At 72.5% G+C, this 20,079-nt stretch carries 17 protein-coding genes; 7 read left to right on the top strand and 10 right to left on the bottom strand.

The genetic code is table 11. The annotated features are described in order from the left end of the window. Position 1 precedes the first annotated feature (1 nt). A complete protein-coding gene (locus tag AB0J80_RS31285) occupies positions 2 to 994 on the bottom strand; it encodes a LacI family DNA-binding transcriptional regulator (RefSeq protein ID WP_364712108.1) in 993 nt (330 codons plus the stop codon). A gap of 97 nt (positions 995 to 1,091) precedes the next feature. Here AB0J80_RS31285 and AB0J80_RS31280 point away from each other — a divergent pair, with 97 nt between their 5' ends. From AB0J80_RS31280 to AB0J80_RS31260, 5 genes are all read left to right on the top strand, one after another. Beyond that, entirely contained in the window at positions 1,092 to 2,036 is a 945-nt protein-coding gene (locus AB0J80_RS31280) for a glycoside hydrolase family 3 C-terminal domain-containing protein (protein ID WP_364712106.1), read from the top strand. A 37-nt stretch (positions 2,037 to 2,073) separates the two neighbouring features. Further along, the gene (locus tag AB0J80_RS31275) at positions 2,074 to 3,015 is read left to right on the top strand and encodes a class I SAM-dependent methyltransferase (RefSeq protein ID WP_364712104.1); all 942 of its coding nucleotides are present in this window, start codon (positions 2,074 to 2,076) and stop codon (positions 3,013 to 3,015) included. Then, positions 3,012 to 4,091: a glutamate--cysteine ligase gene (locus AB0J80_RS31270; protein ID WP_364712102.1), complete on the top strand. Its 1,080-nt coding sequence runs from the start codon at positions 3,012 to 3,014 to the stop codon at positions 4,089 to 4,091. Before AB0J80_RS31275 ends, AB0J80_RS31270 begins: the two co-directional genes overlap by 4 nt. Positions 4,092 to 4,118: 27 nt before the next feature. Then, a complete protein-coding gene (locus AB0J80_RS31265) occupies positions 4,119 to 5,810 on the top strand; it encodes an L-lactate permease (RefSeq protein WP_364712100.1) in 1,692 nt (563 codons plus the stop codon). Between the two features lie 179 nt (positions 5,811 to 5,989). Next, on the top strand, positions 5,990 to 7,354 hold the full coding sequence (locus AB0J80_RS31260) for a family 16 glycosylhydrolase (protein ID WP_364712097.1): 1,365 nt from the start codon (positions 5,990 to 5,992) through the stop codon (positions 7,352 to 7,354). Here AB0J80_RS31260 and AB0J80_RS31255 read toward each other — a convergent pair. The 5 genes from AB0J80_RS31255 to AB0J80_RS31235 form a co-directional block, all read right to left on the bottom strand. Continuing rightward, positions 7,338 to 10,100 carry a hypothetical protein gene (locus tag AB0J80_RS31255; protein WP_364712095.1) on the bottom strand — a complete coding sequence of 921 codons (2,763 nt, stop codon included), beginning with the start codon at positions 10,098 to 10,100 and terminating at the stop codon, positions 7,338 to 7,340. The genes AB0J80_RS31260 and AB0J80_RS31255 overlap by 17 nt on opposite strands. 63 nt (positions 10,101 to 10,163) lie before the next feature. Further along, a complete protein-coding gene (locus tag AB0J80_RS31250; protein ID WP_364712092.1) occupies positions 10,164 to 10,742 on the bottom strand; it encodes a histidine phosphatase family protein in 579 nt (192 codons plus the stop codon). Positions 10,743 to 10,768: 26 nt separating this feature from the next. Continuing rightward, positions 10,769 to 11,380, bottom strand: a complete 612-nt coding sequence (locus AB0J80_RS31245) for an FMN reductase (RefSeq protein ID WP_364712089.1) — start codon at positions 11,378 to 11,380, stop codon at positions 10,769 to 10,771. Next, complete coding sequence (locus AB0J80_RS31240; RefSeq protein WP_364712086.1) at positions 11,377 to 12,474, bottom strand: LLM class flavin-dependent oxidoreductase; 1,098 nt, start codon at positions 12,472 to 12,474, stop codon at positions 11,377 to 11,379. The genes AB0J80_RS31245 and AB0J80_RS31240 overlap by 4 nt, the downstream gene beginning before the upstream one ends. A 164-nt stretch (positions 12,475 to 12,638) precedes the next feature. Continuing rightward, positions 12,639 to 13,988: a glycosyl hydrolase family 18 protein gene (locus tag AB0J80_RS31235; protein ID WP_364712083.1), complete on the bottom strand. Its 1,350-nt coding sequence runs from the start codon at positions 13,986 to 13,988 to the stop codon at positions 12,639 to 12,641. A gap of 165 nt (positions 13,989 to 14,153) precedes the next feature. Here AB0J80_RS31235 and AB0J80_RS31230 point away from each other — a divergent pair, with 165 nt between their 5' ends. Continuing rightward, a complete protein-coding gene (locus AB0J80_RS31230; RefSeq protein ID WP_364712080.1) occupies positions 14,154 to 15,350 on the top strand; it encodes an acyltransferase in 1,197 nt (398 codons plus the stop codon). Here AB0J80_RS31230 and AB0J80_RS31225 read toward each other — a convergent pair whose 3' ends face one another. The 3 genes from AB0J80_RS31225 to AB0J80_RS31215 are packed head-to-tail and all read right to left on the bottom strand — an operon-like array spanning position 15,351 to position 17,901. Continuing rightward, complete coding sequence (locus AB0J80_RS31225) at positions 15,351 to 15,842, bottom strand: hypothetical protein (RefSeq protein ID WP_364712077.1); 492 nt, start codon at positions 15,840 to 15,842, stop codon at positions 15,351 to 15,353. It lies immediately after the preceding gene. Then, positions 15,839 to 17,215, bottom strand: coding sequence for a HAMP domain-containing sensor histidine kinase (locus AB0J80_RS31220; protein WP_364712075.1), 1,377 nt, complete (start codon positions 17,213 to 17,215; stop codon positions 15,839 to 15,841). The genes AB0J80_RS31225 and AB0J80_RS31220 overlap by 4 nt, the downstream gene beginning before the upstream one ends. An 11-nt stretch (positions 17,216 to 17,226) precedes the next feature. Further along, positions 17,227 to 17,901, bottom strand: a complete 675-nt coding sequence (locus AB0J80_RS31215; RefSeq protein ID WP_364712072.1) for a response regulator transcription factor — start codon at positions 17,899 to 17,901, stop codon at positions 17,227 to 17,229. A gap of 113 nt (positions 17,902 to 18,014) precedes the next feature. On the opposite strand from AB0J80_RS31215, the gene AB0J80_RS31210 reads away from it, so the two are divergent. Further along, a complete protein-coding gene (locus AB0J80_RS31210; RefSeq protein ID WP_364712069.1) occupies positions 18,015 to 18,779 on the top strand; it encodes an SGNH/GDSL hydrolase family protein in 765 nt (254 codons plus the stop codon). Between the two features lie 17 nt (positions 18,780 to 18,796). Here the strand turns inward: AB0J80_RS31210 and AB0J80_RS31205 are convergent, their stop codons facing one another. Beyond that, entirely contained in the window at positions 18,797 to 19,900 is a 1,104-nt protein-coding gene (locus AB0J80_RS31205; RefSeq protein WP_364712066.1) for a winged helix DNA-binding domain-containing protein, read from the bottom strand. Between the last annotated feature and the right edge of the window lie 179 nt (positions 19,901 to 20,079).

Raw genomic sequence — 20,079 nt, 5'->3', positions numbered from 1 at the left:
CTCAGGCGGAGTCGCGGGGCACGACGTGGATCGCCGCGGCCAGGTCCAGCTCCGGATCCGGCTCGCCGTGGACCGCGGCGAGGACCGCCGTCGCCAGGTGGGCCGCCAGCGCCGCCTGGTCGGTGGTCACCGTGGTCAGGGCGGGCTCGGCCAGGCGGGCCACCGGGATGTCGTCGACTCCGATGACCGCGAGCCGCCCCGGCGCCCCCGGGCTCAGCCGCCGCAGCCCGGCCAGCACCGCCAGTGCGACCTCGTCGTTGTACGCGCACACCGCGGTCACGCCGGAGGCGCGCCATCCCCGGACGGCCGTGGCCGCCGGCTCCGGCTCCAGGGGCACAGTGCGGACCTCCGGCAGCCCCAGGCCCAGTTCGGCGCACCGCACGCGGACCCCTTCCAGGCGCGGGTCGGCGAAGACGCGGACACGGTCGTCGTCCGGGTACGCATACCCGACCCGGGTGTGTCCCGCCGCCGCCAGATGGGCCACCTGCAGGGCCCCGACCCGCTGCTGGGGACCCGCGGTGCCCGGCCCCGGCCGGCTGAGCGGCGCGACCACGGGCGCAACCCCGGCCGCGCGCATGGCGTCCCGCTCGGCTGCCGGGAAGCCGCTGAAGGCCAGGACCGCGGCGGGGCTGATGGCGCGCCACAGCGGCCCGACCGGGTGCCCGGGCCGGGTGCCGGGATGGGCCAGGAACGTCAGCCCGGCCCGGGCCAGCTCGGCGGAGAGGTGCCCGAGCAGGGCGCCGACCTCGCTGCCGATGGGCCAGTCCGGCAGCAGGCACAGCACGACGTCGGACCGGCCGGTACGCAGGGTCCGAGCGGCGGCGGAGGGCGCGTAGCCGAGCCCCGCCGCGGCGTCCAGGACGCGGGCGCGGGTGCCCGCCGAGATGGTCTGATGCGGGGTGTTGTTGAGGACGTAGCTCACCGTCGCGCGGGACACGCCCGCGACCCGGGCCACGTCGGCGCTGGTGACACGGCGCGGTGTGGCGTCGTTCATGCCGCTGACCTCTTCCGGCGGTCTTGCCGTGGGCGCTCGCCGCTGACTACGGTACTGACACGATCAAGTTACACGTGTCAGTGAGGCGGGAGGCCCGATGACGACAGCTTCCGACCAGGTCGTGGCCCCCGCCGCCGCCTGGGCCTGCGACATGACGGTGCTGCGCAACGAGGGGGGCGTGCTACCCCTGGACCCGTCAGCCACGGTGGCGCTGATCGGCCGGCACTCCGTCGAGACCTTCGCGATGGGAGGCGACCCGGTCCAGGCGCACCTCGGCGAGCGGCTCACCCTGGCCGACGGCCTCGGGCCGGCCCGCCACGAGGCGTCCCGCGAGACCGTCGAGGCCATCGACGACGCCGTGCGCGCCGCTGCCCTGGCGGACGTGACGGTCATCCTCGTCGGGCCCGAGGAGGAGGCGGCCGACGAGCGGGCGCTGCACCTGCCCGGAACTCAGAACGCCCTCGTCGACGCGGTGGCCGGGGCGGCGCGGCACACGGTGGTCGTGGTCCGCGCGGCCACGCCGGTGTTCATGCCGTGGCGCGACCGGGTCGACGCGGTCCTCTGGACCGGCCCGCCGGGGCCCGGGGCCGGGCACGACGTCGCTGCCGCGCTCCTCGGCACCGTCGAACCGGCCGGGCGCCTGACGACGACATTCCCGGCGGACGACGGCAGGCACCCGCCGAGGCCGTTCCCGGCCGCCCGCGCGCACCTCGACGGCCGGAAACCCGAGCCGGCCTACTGGCTGGGTCACGGCCTCGGCTACGGCCGGTGGGAGTACGCAGACGCGCGCGTGATCGGCGGCGACTCCCCCGGCGTGGGCGTGACGGTGACAAACGTCGGCGACCGGGAGAGCCGCGAGGTGGTCCAGGTCTACCACCAGCCCGCCGACCGGGACGAGCCGGTTCGCCTGACCGGCTGGGCCGCGGTCACGGTGGCGCCCGGCGAGTCGGCGCGCGTCATGGTGGCCACCGATGCCCGCGACGGCGAGCTCCTGATCGCCCGCGGCCTCGGCGACATCCGCGCCTCCCTTCCGCTGGACTGAGGGATTATCCCGCCCCCACGTGGGCACCCACCCGCGCATGATCACGAGGACGACCGCCGTGACCGCGCTCCGCGAGCTGGGCACGGCACTCAAGGACCTGGGGTACTCGTTCACCACGGTCACCCCCGCCACGCACGCACGGGTCAACGCCCGGCCGGAGAACGCGCTGGCCCGCAGCCTGCGCGACGTCCTCGGCTGGAGCCGGCCGTTCGAGCCGGGCACGCTGCCTGCGCGCATCGTCGAGCTTCTGGACGAGGCCGGGATGCTGGACCGCGGCGGTGACCACTGGCGCAGCCGGGTGCGGTTCTCCACGTACGACGGCGAGCTCTTCGTGCACTCCGCCTTCCCGACGACGGCCGCGGACTCCGTGTTCTTCGGCCCGGACACGTACCGGATGGCCGACGCCGCGGCCGCGCACGTCGAGGGCCGCGACCGGCCGGTGCGCCGCGCGGTCGACATCGGCTGCGGCACGGGCGCCGGCGCCATCACCGTGGCGAAGCGCGCCCCGGGCGCCGAGGTGCTCGCGGTGGACATCAACGACGCCGCGCTGCGCTTCACCGAGGTCAACACCGCGCTGGCCGGCACCACCGGCGTGCGACCCTGCCACAGTGACCTGCTCTCCGGCGTGGACGGCGACTTCGACCTGATCGTCTCCAACCCGCCCTTCATGATCGACCCGGCCGGGCGGGCGTACCGCGACGGCGGCGGCCCCGAGGGGCACGGCCTGTCCCTGGCCATCCTCGACGCGGCGGCCGAGCGGCTCGCACCGGGCGGTTCGCTGGTGCTGTTCAGCGGTACGGGCATCGTCGACGGCCACGACCCGCTGCGCGCCGCCGCCGAGAAGCGCCTCGCGGACACCGACCTGACGTGGACCTATCGTGAGGTCGACCCCGACGTGTACGGCGAGGAGCTCGACGGCGAGGCGTACGCGCACGCCGAGCGCATCGCCGTCGTGGTCCTCACCGCCACCCGCGGATGACCGCGGCGCTCACCCTCGGGGTCGAGGAGGAGTTCCTGCTCCTCGACCCCGGCACGGGCCACAACGCGCCCGTGGTGGAGAAGGTCCTCGCCGCGCTGCCGGACGAGGTACGCGCCCAGAGCCGGCTGGAGTTCCGGCACAGCATGCTGGAGATGGTCAGCCCCGTCTGCACCGGCCTGCCGGAGCTCGCCGGGCAGCTGACCGGCCTGCGCCGGGCGGCGGCCGAGGCTGCGGAGGAGGCGGGCGCCCGGCTGGCCGCGATCGGCGCGACCCCGGTCGCCGAGCCGGTCCGCGACCCGACCGAGAACCCGCGCTTCCACGCCATCGCCCGGCACTACGGGCCCATCGCGTATGACGCCGCGGTCTGCGGGTGCCACGTCCACGTCGGCGTGCCGGACCGGGAGACCGCCGTCCGGGTGAGCAACCGCCTGCGCCCGTGGCTGCCGGTGCTGCAGGCCCTCACGGTCAACTCGCCGTTCTACGCGGGCGCCGACACCGGCCACGCGAGCTGGCGCTCGATCCAGCTGAAGCGCTGGCCCGCCCTCGGGCCCACCCCGCACTTCGCCTCCGCGGAGGACTGGGACCGCACCGTGACGGCCCTGGTCTCCTCGGGCGCGATGCTCGACGAGAGCATGATCCTCTGGTACGCCCGCCCGTCGGCCACCTACCCGACGGTGGAGATCCGGGTGGCCGACGTGTGCCCCACCGCCGACGACGCCGTGCTGCTGGCCGGCCTGATCCGCGCCCTGGTGGTGACCGTCGTGGAGGCGGACGGGCCGGAGCCGCGCATCCCCGACCACCTTCTCGAGGCCGCGCACTGGAACGCCGCGCACACCGGCCTCGACGGCACCCTGCTGGACGCGCGGACGGGGGTGGCGTGGCCGGCCTGGGAGCTCGTCGGCGACCTGGTCGAGCTGGTGACCCCGGCCCTGCACCGCCTCGGCGACACCGGGATCGTGGCCGAGCAGCTGGACCGCGTCCGCGCCGAGGGTACGGGCGCCGCCCGGCAGCGCCGCGCATTCGCCCGGGGCGGGGACCTTCACGCAGCGCTGGCGGAGGTCACCGTTTCGCCGTAACTTGGGTCACACAATCGACGATCCTGGATGGCGGCCATGGCGGATCGGTTCACGATCGTGACGGACCCGGTCGGCGACTCGGTGGCACTGTCGGCGCTGTTCGCGGTGATGCCCCTGCTGACCCTCTTCGTCCTGCTCGGCGCGGTCCGGATGCGGGCGTGGCTCGCTGGTCTGATCTCCCTCGCCGTGGCGCTCGTGGTGGCGGTCGCGATCTACTCGATGCCCGTCGGTCAGGCCCTGCTCTCGGCGACCGAGGGCGCGGCGTTCGGGTTCTTCCCCATCCTCTGGATCGTCATCAACGCCATCTGGGTCTACAACCTCACCGTCGTGAGCGGACACTTCGACGTGCTGCGCCGCTCGATGGAACGGGTCAGCCCGGACATGCGCATCCAGGCGATCATCGTGGCGTTCTGCTTCGGGGCGCTGCTGGAGGCGCTGGCCGGCTTCGGCACCCCGGTCGCGGTCACCGTGGTGATGCTGATGGCGCTCGGCTTCCCGCCCTTGCGCGCGGCCTCGGTGGCGCTGATCGCCAACACCGCGCCGGTCGCGTTCGGCGCGCTCGCCACGCCGATCGTCACGCTGGGAACGGTGACGTCCGGTGCCAGCGACGACCCGCGGCTGACCACCGAGACCCTCGGCGCCATGGTGGGCCGGCAGACGCCCCTGCTGGCGGTGGTCGTGCCGCTCGTGCTCGTCGCGGTGATCGACGGCCGTCGCGGGGTGCGGCAGACCTGGCCGGCGGCGCTCGTCGCGGGGGCGGTCTTCGCGGTGGGCCAGTTCCTGGCCTCGAACTACGTCTCGGTCCCCCTCACGGACATCATCGCCGCACTGCTCGCCGCGGCCGCGGTGATGGTGCTCCTGCGGTTCTGGCGCCCGGTGGAGTCCCCGGACCTGCACACCACCTCCGCTGCACCGGACCGGGAAACCGCCCCCTCCGGCGGCTCCTCCGTCGTCACCGCCGAGCGGCGCGACACCACGGCCGAGGTGGTACGCGCGTACGCCCCGTACCTGATCATCATCGTCATCTTCTCGGTCGCGAACCTCGGCCCGGTCAAGGCGGCGCTGGCGAAGGAGCCGTGGACCGTCGCCTTCGGATGGCCGGGCCTGCACGTGTTCGCCGCGAACGGCAAGCCGCTGGCGTCGACGACCTTCACCCTGGGCTGGCTGCCCGCGGCCGGGACGCTGATGATCCTGGCGGGCATCCTGACGGCACTGGTGCTGCGGATCCGGCCGGGGCGGGCCCTGCGCGCCTACGTCGCCACATACGTCGAGCTGCGCCACGCGATCGTGACGGTGATGGCGGTGCTGGCTCTCGCGTACGTGTTGAACCAGTCCGGCCAGACCAACACCCTGGGTGAGTTCCTCGCCGCCGCCGGCGGCTTCTTCGTGGTGCTGTCGTCGATCCTGGGCTGGATCGGCGTGGCGGTGACGGGCTCCGACACCTCGGCCAACGCCCTGTTCGGGGCGCTGCAGGTGCAGACCGCCGAGCGGGCCGGCCTCGACCCCCTCCTGCTGGCGGCGGCGAACTCCTCGGGCGGCGTCCTCGGCAAGATGATCAGCCCGCAGAACCTGGCGATCGCGGCGTCCGCGGTCGGCATGGCGGGCCGCGAGGGCGACATCTTCCGCCGGGTGGTGGGCTGGAGCCTGGCGTTGCTGCTGGTCATGTGCGTCCTGGTGACTCTGCAGGGCACTCCGGTGCTGGGCTGGATGATCCCCTGAGGTCCTGCACCGACCCGGAGCTCACCGGGCGCGCGTCCGCCTGAGGCGATCCGTCGGACTTCAGGACCACCACAGGTTCTGTTAAGGCGCCGGCTTGACGGGATCCGGGCAGTCCCGCAAGATCGGCCGTCATGTCTGGAAGCGCTTCCAGTTTTCCGTCCCCCCGGAAAGGCATCCCCATGCGCAGCTCCCGGATCCTCGTGGCGACACTCGCCGTCGCGGCGGCCCTCGGCGGCAGCCTGTACGCCGCGTCCCGCCACGACTCGGCCGGCGCGGCCACCACCCGGCTCACCTGGCAGGACGAGTTCAACGCGCCGGCCGGCACCCCCGCCGACGCGACGAAGTGGACGATGGAGACGGGCGAGCCGGGCGCGGCCAACAAGGAGCGGCAGTGGTACACGACCAGCACCAGCAACGCCGCCCATGACGGCACCGGCAACATGGTCATCACCGCCCGCAAGGAGAACCCCGGCGGGTACCAGTGCTGGTACGGCACCTGCCAGTACACGTCGGCCCGGCTGATCACCGCCGGAAAGTTCACCCAGGCGTACGGCCGGTTCGAGGCGCGCATCAAGGTGCCCGGCGGGCAGGGCATCTGGCCGGCGTTCTGGATGCTCGGCGACAACCTGGACACGGCGGGCTGGCCCGGCTCGGGAGAGATCGACATCCTCGAGCACGTCGGCGCGCCGGCCCCGAACACGGTCTACGGCACGATCCACGGCCCGGGCTACTCCGGGGCCGGCGGCATCCAGTCGTCCAAGGTGCTGAGCGCGCCGGTCTCCGACGCCTTCCACGTGTTCTCGGTGGACTGGACTCCGAACCTCATCGTCTGGCAGGTCGACGGCGTCGAGTACCACCGCGCCACGCCGGCCTCCATCGGCGCCAACACGTGGGTCTTCGACCACCCGTTCTCGCTGCTGCTCAACCTCGCGGTCGGCGGTTCCTGGCCCGGCGACCCGGACGCGAGTACGACCTTCCCGCGGCAGCTGTTGATCGACTACGTGCGGGCGTACGAGTACACCGGCGAGGCAACCCCGTCCCCTTCGGCGACGACGGCGGCACCGACCACCGCGCCGGCGCCCTCGGCCTCGGCATCGGCATCGGCGTCCGCGACGGCCCCGGCATCCGCGCCGGCGTCGGCGTCCGCACCGGCGGGCACCGTCTCCTTGCGGTCGGCGCTCAGCCGGCGCTGCGTCGACCTCCCGGCCGGCAACACCGCCGACGGCACCCGGCTGCAGCTCTGGACCTGTACCGGACAGAGCCCTCAGAAGTGGACGTTCACCGCCGACGGCACGCTGCGCGCCCTGGGCAAGTGCATGGACCCCGCCGGCGGTGCGCTCGGCAACGGCACGCCGATCCAGCTCGTCACCTGCAACGGCAACCCGGTGCAGCGGTTCGGCCTGTCTCCCACCGGCACCCTCGTGAACGCCTCGTCCGGCCGGTGCGTCGACGTCACGGACGCCAACCGGGCCAACGGCGCGGCCCTGCAGCTGTGGGACTGCGCCGGCACCGCCAACCAGCGCTGGGTCACGGCCGGTCGGTGAGGGTGCCGCTCACCTCCGGGCCGGGCAGGTAGACGGCCGCGTCGAGCCCCGAGTAGGTCGTCGTGAAGCGTACGGTCCGCTCGGGCTCGGCGGCGTCGTCCGCGACCGTGGGCACCACCAGGTCCACCCCGTCGGCTCCGGCCGGCACCACCAGTGACGCGCGCAGGCCGGTGTCGGACAGCGGCCGCGCCGGCGCCGGTTGCTGCCCGGTCAGGTCGAACAGCCAGCCGGGCTCCACGTCGGCGGTGGACACCTCGCTGCCGCCGGCGGGTGCCTCGGCGGAGTAGCCGATGCTGATCGGACAGTCGGCCGGCGACGACAGTGCGAGACGCCACCGCAGGGGCTCGCCCTCAGAAGCCCGGACCGGTGGCGACGCCGTGACGGCGGGGACCGGGTCGTCGTCGCGGACCAGCAGGCCGCCGTCGTAGGCGCCGACGACGACTCCGCGCAGGGCCCGGACGCGCAGGCCGTAGCCGTGGTCGTACCCGTACCGTGCATTGCCGTCGACCGTGATCGGCACGTCGACGGTGGTGCTGCCCGCGGCCACGGCGATCCGGGTGGCCGTCGTCGCGGACGTGCCGGAGTCGCTGAGGAACGCGGTCACCTCGCCCGCGCCGCCGCCGGTCACGGTGACCGGGATGCGCACGGTCCGCGCGCCGCCGTCGCCCTCGTCCACGGTGACGTGGCCGACGTCGACCCGGGGCAGCGCGACAGGCCCGGGCAGCGGCGTCCCCGCCCGCCAGCCCCACGCGTCGATCAGCCAGGCTTGCCCGGACGCGCTGCGCGGCACCAGCTCCAGCTCGGCGATCGCGTCCAGGTCCACGCCGGCGCGCGCCGCGGCGCTCAGCGGTACGCGGACCTCCTGGGCCCAGTGCGCGGTGGTGAGCCCGGAGCTGGGCAGGCCGTCGGCGGTGACCTCGCCGAGGCTCGCCCGGTGGCCGGCGGCGTCGGTGACCGCGACGTCCATCCGGGCGCCCACCAGGTTCGGCGCGACGATGAGCCGCAGCGCCAGGTCCGTGGCGTCCCGGACCGAGACCGGGGCCGGCGGGCGCATCGTGACCGGCTCGCCGGCGCGCGACCAGGTCAGGGCGACGGCGTAGCGGTCCGGATCGGTGCCGCCGGCGAACTGCACGAAGTGCGGCGACGGCGGGTTGTAGCGGCCGGGCGGCAGGCAGACGGCGGCCGGGTCCGGGGTGACCTCGGCGCACAGCCGGGCGCCGCTCACCGGGGTGGTCGCGGTCGGCAGCAGGACCGGCGTCCGGTTCCCGCCCAGGGCGTGGTGCAGCACCCGCGCCGGGTCGGCCGACGGGGCGCGCAGCCCCGACCCGTCGAGCAGGCCTCGCACGGCGTCGTCCCCGGTGATGAACAAGCGAGCGGCCGCGGACAGGTAGGTGGCGGCCACCCGCTGCTGGGTGGCGGCGGTCAGCCGGCCGGGCGCCGAGCCGGTCCGGCAGGCCGAATCCATCGAGCTGGCGTCGTCGAAGGCCGGGGCCTCGGCCTGGCCGGGCGTCCACTCGGTGTTGAAGAAGTTGTGGTTCGCTCCGACGACGTACAGCGCCGAGTGCAGCGCTCGGCCCCTGCTGACGCCCCGGGTGGCGTCCACCGCCATCTGACCCTGCAGGTCCGCCACATCGCCGTCACAGCCGGGCAGCACGGTCACCGAGGGCAGGTCCGGCACCGGGTTGTGGCCGCGCAGGGTCGGCGCCAGGAGCACCGTCCCGCGTACGGTCCAGCGCACGGCGCCGTGGTACCCGTCCCGGTCCGCCGGCGGTGGGCTGAGGCTGTCGAGCGCCGCCCGGTTGACGCCGTCGGCGCCGCGGGAGTGACCGGCCAGCAGCACCTGCGACAGGTCGGCCGGCGGGACCGAGCGGACGATCTCGGGGGCCGAGGAGCGCTGGGCACCCGCCCACTGCGCCCAGCGGGCCAGATGCAGCCGGATCAGGGACGAGCGGGCCTGGGCGCCACCGTCGTCGGCCAGGCCGTCCTGGGCGTTGACCCCGTTGGCGGAGATGCTGACGGTGACGTAGCCCTGGGAGGCGAGCAACCTTTGCAGCTCGGGGAAGCCGCGGTGACTCGGCACCGGCTCGGATCCGGCCGGGCACGGCCACTCCCCGCTGATCTTCCCGGCGTCGGCGCCCGCGAAGCAGGTGAAGTGCCTGCCGTGCAGAAGCAGCACCAGAGGCCGTTCGCCCGGTGCGCCCTTGGGGCCGGCGACGACGCCCTGCATCTCCACCGGCTGCGGAAACCCGGGCAGGGTCACGGGTTCGAGGGTGTACTCGCCCGTGACGGTCGGATAGGGGCCGGGGACGCCGGGATCCTCGGACACCGGCGCCGCCGGTGCGGCCTTACGCGTGACCTTCAAGGCCGGGCGTGGCGCGGCCGGGGCACCGTCGAGTCGCCGGCCCCCTGCTCGCACCTGCAGTGTGGACAGGTCGACCGCTCGCGTGTCCCCCACCTCGAGGGTGAACGTCCGCAGGTCGGCGGCGCCTCGCGGCCGGCCCAGGAGCCGGTCACCGGCGTAGAACTCGACCGTCGCGTCGCCCATCGGCAGCTTGGCGGATGCGCGCCAGGTCAGCAGCCGCTCGCCGCCGCGGCGGGCGTCCGACCACCCCGGCGCCGGCTGCCCCGGCTCGGCGGCAGGAACCGGCGTCGCGGGACGGGCCGGTTCCGCATTCGCCGGAGAGCCGATGGCCATGCCCGTGACGACGGCGAGCAGGGCCGCGATCGCGGTGGTCCGCAGATTCATGCCGCCGGACGCTAGTCGCCGAAAAAGGACGACCTGTTACGTGCGCGTCACATGTACCGATCGTCACACTTCTATGGCGGCGGCATTCCAGGTGTCGATGACCGGCCGGCCGTGCTCGAAGCCCAGCGTCGACAGCGTCGCGGTGTCCAGCCTCAGCAGGCCGCCGCCGCTGGTCGGCAGCCCGATCCAGCGGGCCCCGGCCACCCGCAGGCTGTGCCCGTGGGCGATGAGGGCCACATCACCCTGGTCGAGGTGGGCGCGGGCCCGGTCCAGCACCCGGTCGAGGCGTTCCCCCACCTGCTCCGGCGACTCGCCGCCCGGGCAGCCGTCCGTCCACAGCCACCAGGAGGGCCGGCTCTCCCGTATGACCGCCGACGTGATGCCCTCGTACTCGCCGTAGTTCCATTCGGCGAGGTCCTCGGTGATCTCGGTGACGCTCAGCCCGGCGAGCTCCGCGGTGCGCAGGGCCCGCCGCCGGGGACTGGAGATCACCGCCGCGAAGGTCCGGCCCTGCAGGCGCTTCCCGGCCTCGCGGGCCTGCTGCTCGCCCGCCCCGGTCAGCTCCAGATCCGTGTACGAGGTGTGCTTGCCGGCCGCACTCCACTCGGTCTGCCCGTGCCGGATGAGCACGATCTCCGCCATGACGCCCCCTGTCGGTTTCGTTCTTTCTACCCGGCGAGGAGCTCCTCGAACGAGGCGGTCAGCGCGAACGGGTCCGCGACCTCGGCGGGCTCGCGCGCCTCCAGCTCCCGGGCGAGCTCGCGCCCGGCCCGGTCGATGCGGCCGCCCAACTGGCCCTCCGCCTCGTCGCCGCCCCAGTCCTCCGACGCCGCGAAGACCGCCGTCGGCATGACGGCCGCCCGAAGGTACGCGAACAGCGGCCGCAACGCGTGCTCCAGCACCAGCGAGTGCCGAGCCGTGCCACCCGTGGCGGCGACCACCACCGGCTTGCCGGCCAGCGCGTCCTTGTCGACCACATCGAAGAACGACTTGAACAGCCCGCTGTACGACGCGTTGAAGACGGGTGTCACGGCGATCAGGCCGTCCGCCGCCGCCACGGCGTCCAGCACCTCACGCAACGCCGCGGGCGGGAAGCCGGTGAGCATGTGGTTCATCAGGTCGTGCGCCACGTCGCGCAGCTCGACGACCCGTACGGTCAGCGCGACGCCGAGCCCCGCGGCCCGGTCCTCCGCCGCCGCGGACAGCCGGTCCGCGAGCAGGCGGGTGGACGACGGTTGGCTCAGGCCGGCAGTCACGACCACGAGCGAGCGGTGCTTCATGCGAGGGCCTCCTCGGCGGCGGCGGAACGGGCGGCCAGCAGCGACGCGTGCGTCGGGGCCTCGGGCACGTGCGCCGGCTTGAGCGCGGCGAACTCCTTGCGCAGCACCGGCACGACCTCCTCGCCGAGCAGGTCCAGCTGCTCCAGCACCGTCTTCAGCGGCAGGCCGGCGTGGTCGACTAGGAAGAGCTGCCGCTGGTAGTCGCCGACGTAGTCGCGGAAGCCCAGCGTACGGTCGATGACCTGCTGGGGACTGCCGACCGTGAGCGGCGTCTCCCGGCTGAAGTCCTCCAGCGACGGGCCGTGGCCGTAGACCGGGGCGTTGTCGAAGTACGGCCGGAACTCCCGCACCGCGTCCTGGCTGTTGCGGCGCAGGAAGACCTGCCCGCCGAGGCCGACGATGGCCTGGTCGGGGTCGCCGTGGCCGTAGTGGGCGAAGCGCTCGCGGTACAGCCCGACCATCCGCTGGGTGTGCGAGGCCGGCCAGAAGATGTGGTTGGCGAAGAATCCGTCGCCGTAGAAGGCTGCCTGCTCGGCGATCTCGGGGCTCCGGATCGATCCGTGCCAGACGAACGGCGGGATGCCGTCGAGCGGGCGCGGGGTCGAGGTGAAGGACTGCAGCGGCGTGCGGTACTTGCCCTTCCAGTCGACCACGTGCTCGCGCCACAGCCGGTGCAGCAGGGCGTAGTTCTCGACCGCGAGCGGGATGCCGGCCCGGATGTCCTTGCCGAACCACGGATAGACGGGACCGGTGTTGCCCCGCCCCATCATCAGGTCCACCCGCCCGCCGGAGAGATGCTGCAGCATCGCGTAGTCCTCGGCGATCTTGACCGGGTCGTTGGTCGTGATCAGCGTGGTGGACGTGCTGAGCAGCAGCTTCTCGGTCTGCGCGGCGATGAATCCGAGCATGGTCGTGGGCGAGGACGGCACGAAGGGCTCGTTGTGGTGCTCGCCGGTCGCGAAGACGTCGAGGCCCACCTCCTCCGCCTTCTTGGCGATCGTCACCATCGCCGTGATCCGCTCGTGCTCGGTCGGCACCCGCCCGGTCGTGGGGTCGGGCGTGACGTCGCCGACGGTGAAGATCCCGAACTGCATGACCCGCTCCTGAGCTTCTCTGTCGGGACCATCGGTCCCGGACCGCCCCGCACAACATCGTTGACTAAGCAATTATTTCACCGTCAAGGACCGAGCGGAAGCGGGGCGAGAATCACAGCACGGCCCGCCGCACGAGGTGCGGCGGGCCGTGGTGGAGCAGGGTGTCAGCGACCTTCCAGTGCCTTTACGTTGTCGCCGAAGGTCCAGCCCCGGGAGCCGTCCCAGTTGGCCGACCAGGTCATCAAGCCCTTCAGGTTGCCGTTGAGGCCGCTCCAGGCCTGGGAGACCAGCGACGGGCTCATGTAGCCGCCGCCCGCTCCCGGCTGGGCGGGAAGGCCCGGCACCTGCTTGTCGTACGGCACGCGGATCGTCGTGCCCTGGATCGTGAGGCCGTTGTTGAGGCACTGCGTCTGGGTGACGAAGCCCTGGACCGTGCCCGCCGAGTAGGAGTCGCCGGAGCAGCCGTACATGCTGCCGTTGTAGTACTGCATGTTCAGCCACCAGAGGCGGCCGTTGTCGACGTACTTCTTGATGATGGGCAGGTAGGAGCCCCAGATCGAGCCGTACGTGACGCTGCCGCCGGTGACGTACGCGGTCTCCGGGGCCATCGTCAGGCCGAAGTTGGACGGCATCTGGGCGAGCACGCCGTCGATGATGCGGATGAGGTTGGACTGGGACGTCGACAGGGTGCTGACGGTGCCGCTGCCGGTGAGGCCGGTCTCGATGTCGATGTCGATGCCGTCGAAGTTGTACCGCTTGAGGATCGGCACGATCGTCGCCACGAACCGGTCGGCCACGGCGCTGGAGCTCAGGTCGATGCCGGCCGCCGCGCCGCCGATGGACATGAGCAGGGTGGCACCGTCCGCCTTGGCCTGGCACATCTCGGCGGGGGTGGACACCTTGACGCCCGCGTCCATGCCGTCCTCCCACAGCACCGTGCCGTCGGAGCGGATCACCGGGAACGCGGCGTTGATGACGTTGTAGCCGTGCTGCTTGAGGCGGCTGTCGGTGATCGGGACCCAGCCCAGGCCCGGGTGTACGCCGTTGGCCGCGCCGTCCCAGTTCTCCCAGTAGCCGACGAGGACCTTGCCGGCCGGCTTCGACTTCACGGCACAGGTGGTGCCCGTGGGCGGCGTCGTCGGAGGCGTGGTGGGCGGCGTGGTCGGCGGGGTGGTCGGCGGCGTCGTGGGCGGGGTGGTCGGCGGCGTGGTCGGACCGCCGGTGCACGCGCCCAGGTCACGCCAGAGCGACGGCGTCGCGGCGGGGTTCCAGTTGGCTCCCGGGTAGGCGGTGTGGGTGACCAGCGCCGAGTAGAGGTGACCGTTGTAGGTCACCTGCGTGCCCGCGGTGTAGGTGTTGCCCTCGGCCCAGGTCGGCGCGGTGCAGGCGACGGCCGCGGCCGGCACCGGGCCGCCGGAGACGGCGGCCATGCCGGCGGGAGCGAGCACCACCGCCGTCGTCAGGGTCATCGCGGCGCCGGCGACCAGCGCGAACACGGTACGTCGTTTTCTCATGGCGGCTCCTGACACATCGATGACCAGGACTGGTTCACCACATCTTGACGTTCGTGAACTTAATTATCAAGGGTTGTTAACAAAAGCCGAGGCGGGCGCGGCATGGGACCGATCTGCGACATCACCGGGACGGGATCCGGACGTGGGCTCGCCAGAGTCAGCGGCATGAACGCTGTCGAACACGGTTTAGGGCCGAGGCACCACGTGGCGGCCCTGGACGGGTTGCGCGGGGTAGCGATCGCCGGGGTCCTGTCGTTCCATACCGGTCTGATGGCCGGCGGGTTCCTCGGGGTCGACCTGTTCCTCGCCCTGTCCGGCTACCTGATCACCGATCTTCTGCTCCGGGAGGTCGCAGCGACAGGCTCCGTCTCGCTGGCGGGCTTCTGGGGCAGGCGCATCCGGCGGCTGCTTCCGGCCCTCGCCGTCATGGTGGTCGGCGTGTCGCTGCTGGTTCTGGCGGTGGGGCCGCCGGACATCGTACGAACGACGCTGTCCGACGGTCCGTGGGTTCAGGCCAACCTCGTCAACTGGCATCTGCTCGCCGAGTCGGCCGGCTACTGGGACCGGTTCGGTCCGGGCCGGGTGTTCGGGCACTTGTGGAGCATCGCCGTCGAGGAGCAGTTCTACCTCGTGTGGCCGGTGGTGGTGGCGGTCCTCGCCTGGCGGGGGCAGCGGGTCGAGCGCCGGGTCGCCGTGGGGGCGCTCGGGGCCTCGGCGGTCTCCCTGATGGTGATGATCGCGCTCGTCGACGCCGCGGACCCGACGCGGGTCTACACCGGCACCGACACCCGGGCGTTCTCGCTGTTGCTGGGTGCTCTGGTCGCCACCCGGCCGGTGCGCGACGCGTTGCACCGTGCGGTCGGCCGGTGCGCGGGTGCCATGCTGGCGTCATTGGTGGCCGGGCTCGGCATGGCGTGGATACTCGTCGACGGAGAGCGGTCGGCGTGGCTGTTCACCGGTGGCCTTTTCCTGCATTCCGCGGCCTCCGCGCTGCTGGTGGGGCTGTGTACGCAGGCGCCGCACACGTGGATCGCCGGAGCGCTCGCCGCACGGCCGCTGCGGTGGCTGGGGGTGATCTCCTACAGCCTGTACCTGTGGCACTGGCCGGTCATCGTGCTGCTGTCCCAGGAACGGACCGGACTCCACGGGGTGGCCTGGACCCTGACCGTGTGGGCGGCGTCGATCGGTCTGGCCGCGTTGTCGAAATACCTGGTGGAGGACCCGATCCGGTTTCGTGCCGCCTGGGCCCGGGGACGCAGCGGCTTGCTGGCGTTCACGGCGGTCACCATCGCGATCGCGGTGCTGTGGCTGGTCGCGCCCGAACCGGCTCCGGTCACCATCGACGTCACCCAGCTGGGCTGATCATCCGATCAGCGGGCAGGTCCGGCGCTTGTCCGACTCCGTCTCCGGGTCGGCCACGGTGAACTCCAGCTGGACCTGAGTGGTCCTCGAGCCGCCGCTCTGCACCCACACGCCCAGCGCCGTGCAGACGATCTGATCGATGCCGAGCGCGGTCACCTCGTAGGTGGCCAAGGGAACCCTCAGCTGGATCAGGTCGGGCGCGGCGTTCACGAAGACGGTGGTGGGCCCGTCGTCCGGGATCGCGATCTGGTCGCCGGGCTTCTTCGACAGCGACAACAGCAATGACACCGCCTCGGGGATCGTGCCCAGGCTGTCGGCCGTGCGCCGCTCGGCTCGAAGCCGTCCGTCGTCGTCGACCAGGTACAACGTCGGCCCGGACGCCAGTCCCGTGGGAGCGTCACGCATGTCGGTGACGCCGGACGGCTCGACGCCGCAGCCCGCTGCCGGCAACACCAGCAACGCCGGCAACGCCGCCGACCAGATTCGTCTCATTCGTCCTCCAGGTTCCGCGGCAGCCGGAGCACGAAGCGAGCTCCGCCGCCGACGACGTTGTCCGCGGTGAGGTCGCCGCCGTGGAGGCGGGCGTTCTCCCTCGCGATCGCCAGCCCGAGTCCGCTGCCCGGGGTGCGGGTCCGGGCCGAGTCCGACTTGAAGAAGCGGTCGAAGACCCGGGGCAGCAGGTGCTCGGGCAGGCCCGGCCCGCTGTCGGTCACCTCGATCCACACCTGCTTCCGATCGGCTGAGACGCCCACGCGTACCGGAGGTTCGCCGTGCCGCAGGGCGTTGCCGGCGAGATTGGCCACGATGACGTCCAGCCTGCGCCGGTCCAGCCGCACCCGGATCTCGTACGGTGCCACCAGCTCGACCCGCTCCAGCCAGCCCCGCGCCCGCAGGCAGTCCCCCACGGCGGAGCGCAGGTCCGCGTCCTCCAGCCGGAGTTGGGCGGTACCGGCGTCGAACCGGGACACCTCCATCAGATCCTCCGCGAGCCGGACCAGCCGATGGGTCTCGGTGATCGCCAGCTGCGCGGACTCGCGCGCGTCCGCGTCCATGCCGCCGGTCGCCGCCGCCAGCACCTCCATCACCGCCGTCAGCGTGCTCAACGGGGTGCGCAGCTCGTGCGAGGCGTCGCCGGCGAACCTCTTCGCATCGGCCTGCATCCGCTGCATCGACTCGGCCATCCGGTTGATCGTGCGGGTCAGGTCGGCCAGTTCGTCGGCTCCCCGGGGCGCCGATCTCGCGTCGAGATCACCGGCGGCCAGCCGGCGTGCGGTGTCGCGGAGCGTGCGTACGGGGCGCAGCACACTGCCCGCTGCCAACAGCGCCAGCAGCACCGCCAGCGGCAGGGCCAGCGCCGCCGTGCGGACCGCAGACCGGGTGAGCCCGTCGACCTGCTGCTCGACACCGGTGAGATCGCGCACGGCGTAAACCTCGATGCCGGATGCGACGCGGCCGCCGTCCGGCCCGGTGATCATGACGGGTGTGCCGATGAGCAGCCATGGTCTGCCGTGGGCGATGATCCGCTGCGCGACGATCCGGTGGCCGGTCCGTACGGCAGCACGCAGCGCGCCGGTGACCAGGCCGGTCTCGGCGCCGTCCCCGGACCGGAGAGTGCCGTAGGTGACCTCGGTGCCCGCGCCGACGGCGGTACGCAGCCGATCGAGTGTTCGCTGGTCGGGTGGATAGCTCAGCTGGGGAGTGATCGCACTGATCTGGCCGGCGACGGTGTCGGTGAGCTGCCGCTGGGTCGTGGTGACCAGCGCGCGGCCCGCCGATTCGGCGCTCGACCAGGCCGCTGCGGCTGCCCCGAGCACGGTCACCAGCACGAACGCCACGAGCAGCCGGGCGCGGAGTCCACGGGGCACCAGCGCCCTGGTCATACCGGGCCGAACCGATAGCCGAATCCGCGCACCGTCTGCACGTACTCAGGGTTCGCCGGACTGGTCTCGATTTTCGCCCGGAGGCGCTGCACACAGTTGTCGACCAGCCGGGAATCCCCGAGGTAATCGTGCTCCCACACCTCTTCCAGCAACTGCTGGCGGCTGAACACCCGTCCGGGAGCACGGGACAGGGTCAGCAGCAGCCGCAGCTCGGTCGGGGTCAGCGGCACCGGCTCGCCCTGCCGCGACACCGTCAGGGCCGTGGTGTCGATCTGCAGATGACCGTGTACCCGCACGCCGTCAGGGGCGCTGGTGCTGCGGCGCAGTACCGCGCGGATCCGGGCATCAAGCACGCTGGGCTGCGCGGGCTTGATGACGTAGTCGTCGGCGCCGGCCGCCAGACCGCTGACGACGTCGAGGTCGTCGCCACGGGCGGTGAGCATGATCACCGGTACCTCGCAGATCGACCGGATGCGGGAGCACACCTGCAGACCGTCGAGGTCCGGCAGCATCAGATCGAGCACCACCAGGTCCGGCATGGAGGCCTGCACATGCCGTAGGCCCTCCTCCCCCGTCTCGGCGGTGCACACATCGTGGCCGTGTCGGCACAGCGCGAGTTGGAGCCCACGCCGGACCAGTGGATCGTCTTCGACGAGCAGGATCTTCACCACCGAACCAGTGTGCAGAACGCCGACCGGCACGCCCGAAGATCGGGGTGATCCTGCGACACGGCTGCGACACAACGGCGCAGATACCGGGACACAGGGGCGCAACCGTTGTCGCCATGACCAAGACATCGAGTCTCGCCCTCGGCCTTTGCGGCCTGCTCCTGCTGACCACCGCCTGCTCCGGCCAGTCCACGGACGCGCCCGCCGGCTCGCGGCCGGCCGCCGCAGCGGCAAGCCCGGGGATGTCCAAGGTGCTGCTCCTCGGCGACTCGGTGGCCGCGGGGGAAGCGCCACCCCTCGGCGCCGCGTTCGCAGCCGCCGACGTTCCTTTCCAGTCCCTCGCCGCCGACGGCGGCGGTAACGTCGTCGGACCGTTCTCCGACGAGCAGTGGAAGACGCTGCCCAAGGAGATCACCGCTGCCAAGCCGTCGCTGGTCGTCTACCAGATCACCACCTATGACTGGGGCTCGCGGGATGAGCAGGAGAGCGCCTACCGCAGGTTGCTGAGCACGGTCACCCGCGCCGGGGCGGAACTGGTCTTCGTCACCATGCCGCCCATCAAACCCGACGACTTCTACAAGCCCCACAAGAGCGACCTCGACCGTGCGCCCGCCGCCGCCCGGACCGTCGCAGAGGGCTCCTCAGGGAAGGCTCACCTCCTCGACGCCGGCGAGGTATGGGGCGACAGCTACCAGCAGCACCGCAACGGCAAGGCCGACCGCAGCTCCGATGGCGTCCACACATGCCCGCAGGGGGCCGCTCGCTTCACGAAGTGGCTCCTGGACGCGCTGGCCAAGCGGTTCCCCGGTTTCACTCCCCCGGATCCCCAAGCCTGGGCGAACACCGGGTGGTCCGCCGACAAGCGCTTCAAGGGCTGCTGAAGGCGGCATCGGTCAGGTCATGCCGTTGAGGGCCAGCGCACCCGCAGCGGAAGACCCACGAACCAGGCGAAGGGCTCGAGTGCCGCCTCCGCGCGGGATCGAGCGGCCCGGGTCAGGGGCGTCAGCGGAGACACGTCCACATTGACCGCCTTCTTACCGAGGGTCCGCTTCCACGTCGCGACGGTGCGACCTCGTTCGACCAGAGTGGCCTGGAAGACGCCGTTGCCGCCGGGGACGATCGCGTCGAGGTGCTCCTTGTCGACCATCAGCGTGCGGTCCTTGTAGCCCAGCATGTACTCGTCGAAACCGGGCAACGCGGCCCAGTCGTCGCGGATGGCCGGGGCCGGGTCGAGGGCCGCCGGGTCCACCAGCATGTCGGTGCCGTCGACGCGCACGGTGGTCAGCGCCTCGCCGGCCACCGCGATGCCGGCCCTGGTGTCGGTGAGGGTGAGGCCGGTCCAGCGGGCGAGATCCTGCGCGGTGGCCGGGCCGTGGCTGCGGAAGTAGCGCAGCGCGATGAGGCCGAGCGCCTCCTCGCGCGACGGGCGGCGCGGCTCCGGCACCCACTCGTCGAGCAGCACGAACGTCTGCTCCTTGCCCAGGTGCGGGGCGATGCACGTGACGCCGCGCTGGCTCGCGTACCAGAGGAGGTGGTAGCCCATCTGGCCGCTGAGCTCGACTCCCCCGGCAGCGAGCGCGGCCAGGCACTCGGCGCGGGTCAGGCGCTTGCCGCCGGCGAGGGCCTCGGCGAGGACCTCGACCCCGCGGTCCGCCGTCTGCTCGGACAGGCCGATGGTCTCGCGGCGCTTCGCGGCGCCGGCGAGGGCGCGCACACCCATGAGCTCGAGCATCCAGTGCGCGTCGGCGGGCGGGACCAGGTGCACCGTGCCGCGCATCGGCCAGGTGCGGATCGCCTCCCGGCGCTCGAGGGCCGCCTCGACGTCACCGAGGGCCGAGCCCGGCAGGCGTACGCCCAGCGACCACAGGCCGCTGGCCATGTCCTGGGCCTGCATCGCGCCGAACCACTCGACGATCTCGGCGACGCTGCCGCACCGCTTCTCCGGGGTCAGCAGCAGGCTGCGCATCCGTACGGCCAGGGCTTCTTCGGTCGTCAGGTCCACGAGATGCAGCGTAGGGCCTGTCCTGCCGGTCATGGCGTCGCCGAGACGGAGTCCAGGTTTCGTCTCGCAAGTGGGCCGGACGGCCGGATACCGGGGATGCCCCTATGGATTGTCGAGGGGTTGGTGCAGCAGTGGGTAGAGCTCGCGGGCGACGTAGCGTTTGAGGCAGCGGATGGCTT

It is taken from the genome of Actinoplanes sp. NPDC049548, from assembly GCF_040676695.1.
GTDB lineage: Bacteria > Actinomycetota > Actinomycetes > Mycobacteriales > Micromonosporaceae > Actinoplanes.
Note: the sequence above shows the minus strand (reverse complement) of the source record. Positions and strands in the feature narration are given on the sequence as shown.

Bases quoted from the DNA above. Each gene is read 5' to 3' on its own strand.
- AB0J80_RS31285 (WP_364712108.1), bottom strand. From the start codon at position 994: ATGAACGACGCCACACCGCGCCGTGTCACCAGCGCCGACGTGGCCCGG.
- AB0J80_RS31280 (WP_364712106.1), top strand. From the start codon at position 1,092: ATGACGACAGCTTCCGACCAGGTCGTGGCCCCCGCCGCCGCCTGGGCC.
- AB0J80_RS31275 (WP_364712104.1), top strand. From the start codon at position 2,074: ATGATCACGAGGACGACCGCCGTGACCGCGCTCCGCGAGCTGGGCACG.
- AB0J80_RS31270 (WP_364712102.1), top strand. From the start codon at position 3,012: ATGACCGCGGCGCTCACCCTCGGGGTCGAGGAGGAGTTCCTGCTCCTC.
- AB0J80_RS31265 (WP_364712100.1), top strand. From the start codon at position 4,119: ATGGCGGCCATGGCGGATCGGTTCACGATCGTGACGGACCCGGTCGGC.
- AB0J80_RS31260 (WP_364712097.1), top strand. From the start codon at position 5,990: ATGCGCAGCTCCCGGATCCTCGTGGCGACACTCGCCGTCGCGGCGGCC.
- AB0J80_RS31255 (WP_364712095.1), bottom strand. From the start codon at position 10,100: ATGAATCTGCGGACCACCGCGATCGCGGCCCTGCTCGCCGTCGTCACG.
- AB0J80_RS31250 (WP_364712092.1), bottom strand. From the start codon at position 10,742: ATGGCGGAGATCGTGCTCATCCGGCACGGGCAGACCGAGTGGAGTGCG.
- AB0J80_RS31245 (WP_364712089.1), bottom strand. From the start codon at position 11,380: ATGAAGCACCGCTCGCTCGTGGTCGTGACTGCCGGCCTGAGCCAACCG.
- AB0J80_RS31240 (WP_364712086.1), bottom strand. From the start codon at position 12,474: ATGCAGTTCGGGATCTTCACCGTCGGCGACGTCACGCCCGACCCCACG.
- AB0J80_RS31235 (WP_364712083.1), bottom strand. From the start codon at position 13,988: ATGAGAAAACGACGTACCGTGTTCGCGCTGGTCGCCGGCGCCGCGATG.
- AB0J80_RS31230 (WP_364712080.1), top strand. From the start codon at position 14,154: ATGAACGCTGTCGAACACGGTTTAGGGCCGAGGCACCACGTGGCGGCC.
- AB0J80_RS31225 (WP_364712077.1), bottom strand. From the start codon at position 15,842: ATGAGACGAATCTGGTCGGCGGCGTTGCCGGCGTTGCTGGTGTTGCCG.
- AB0J80_RS31210 (WP_364712069.1), top strand. From the start codon at position 18,015: ATGACCAAGACATCGAGTCTCGCCCTCGGCCTTTGCGGCCTGCTCCTG.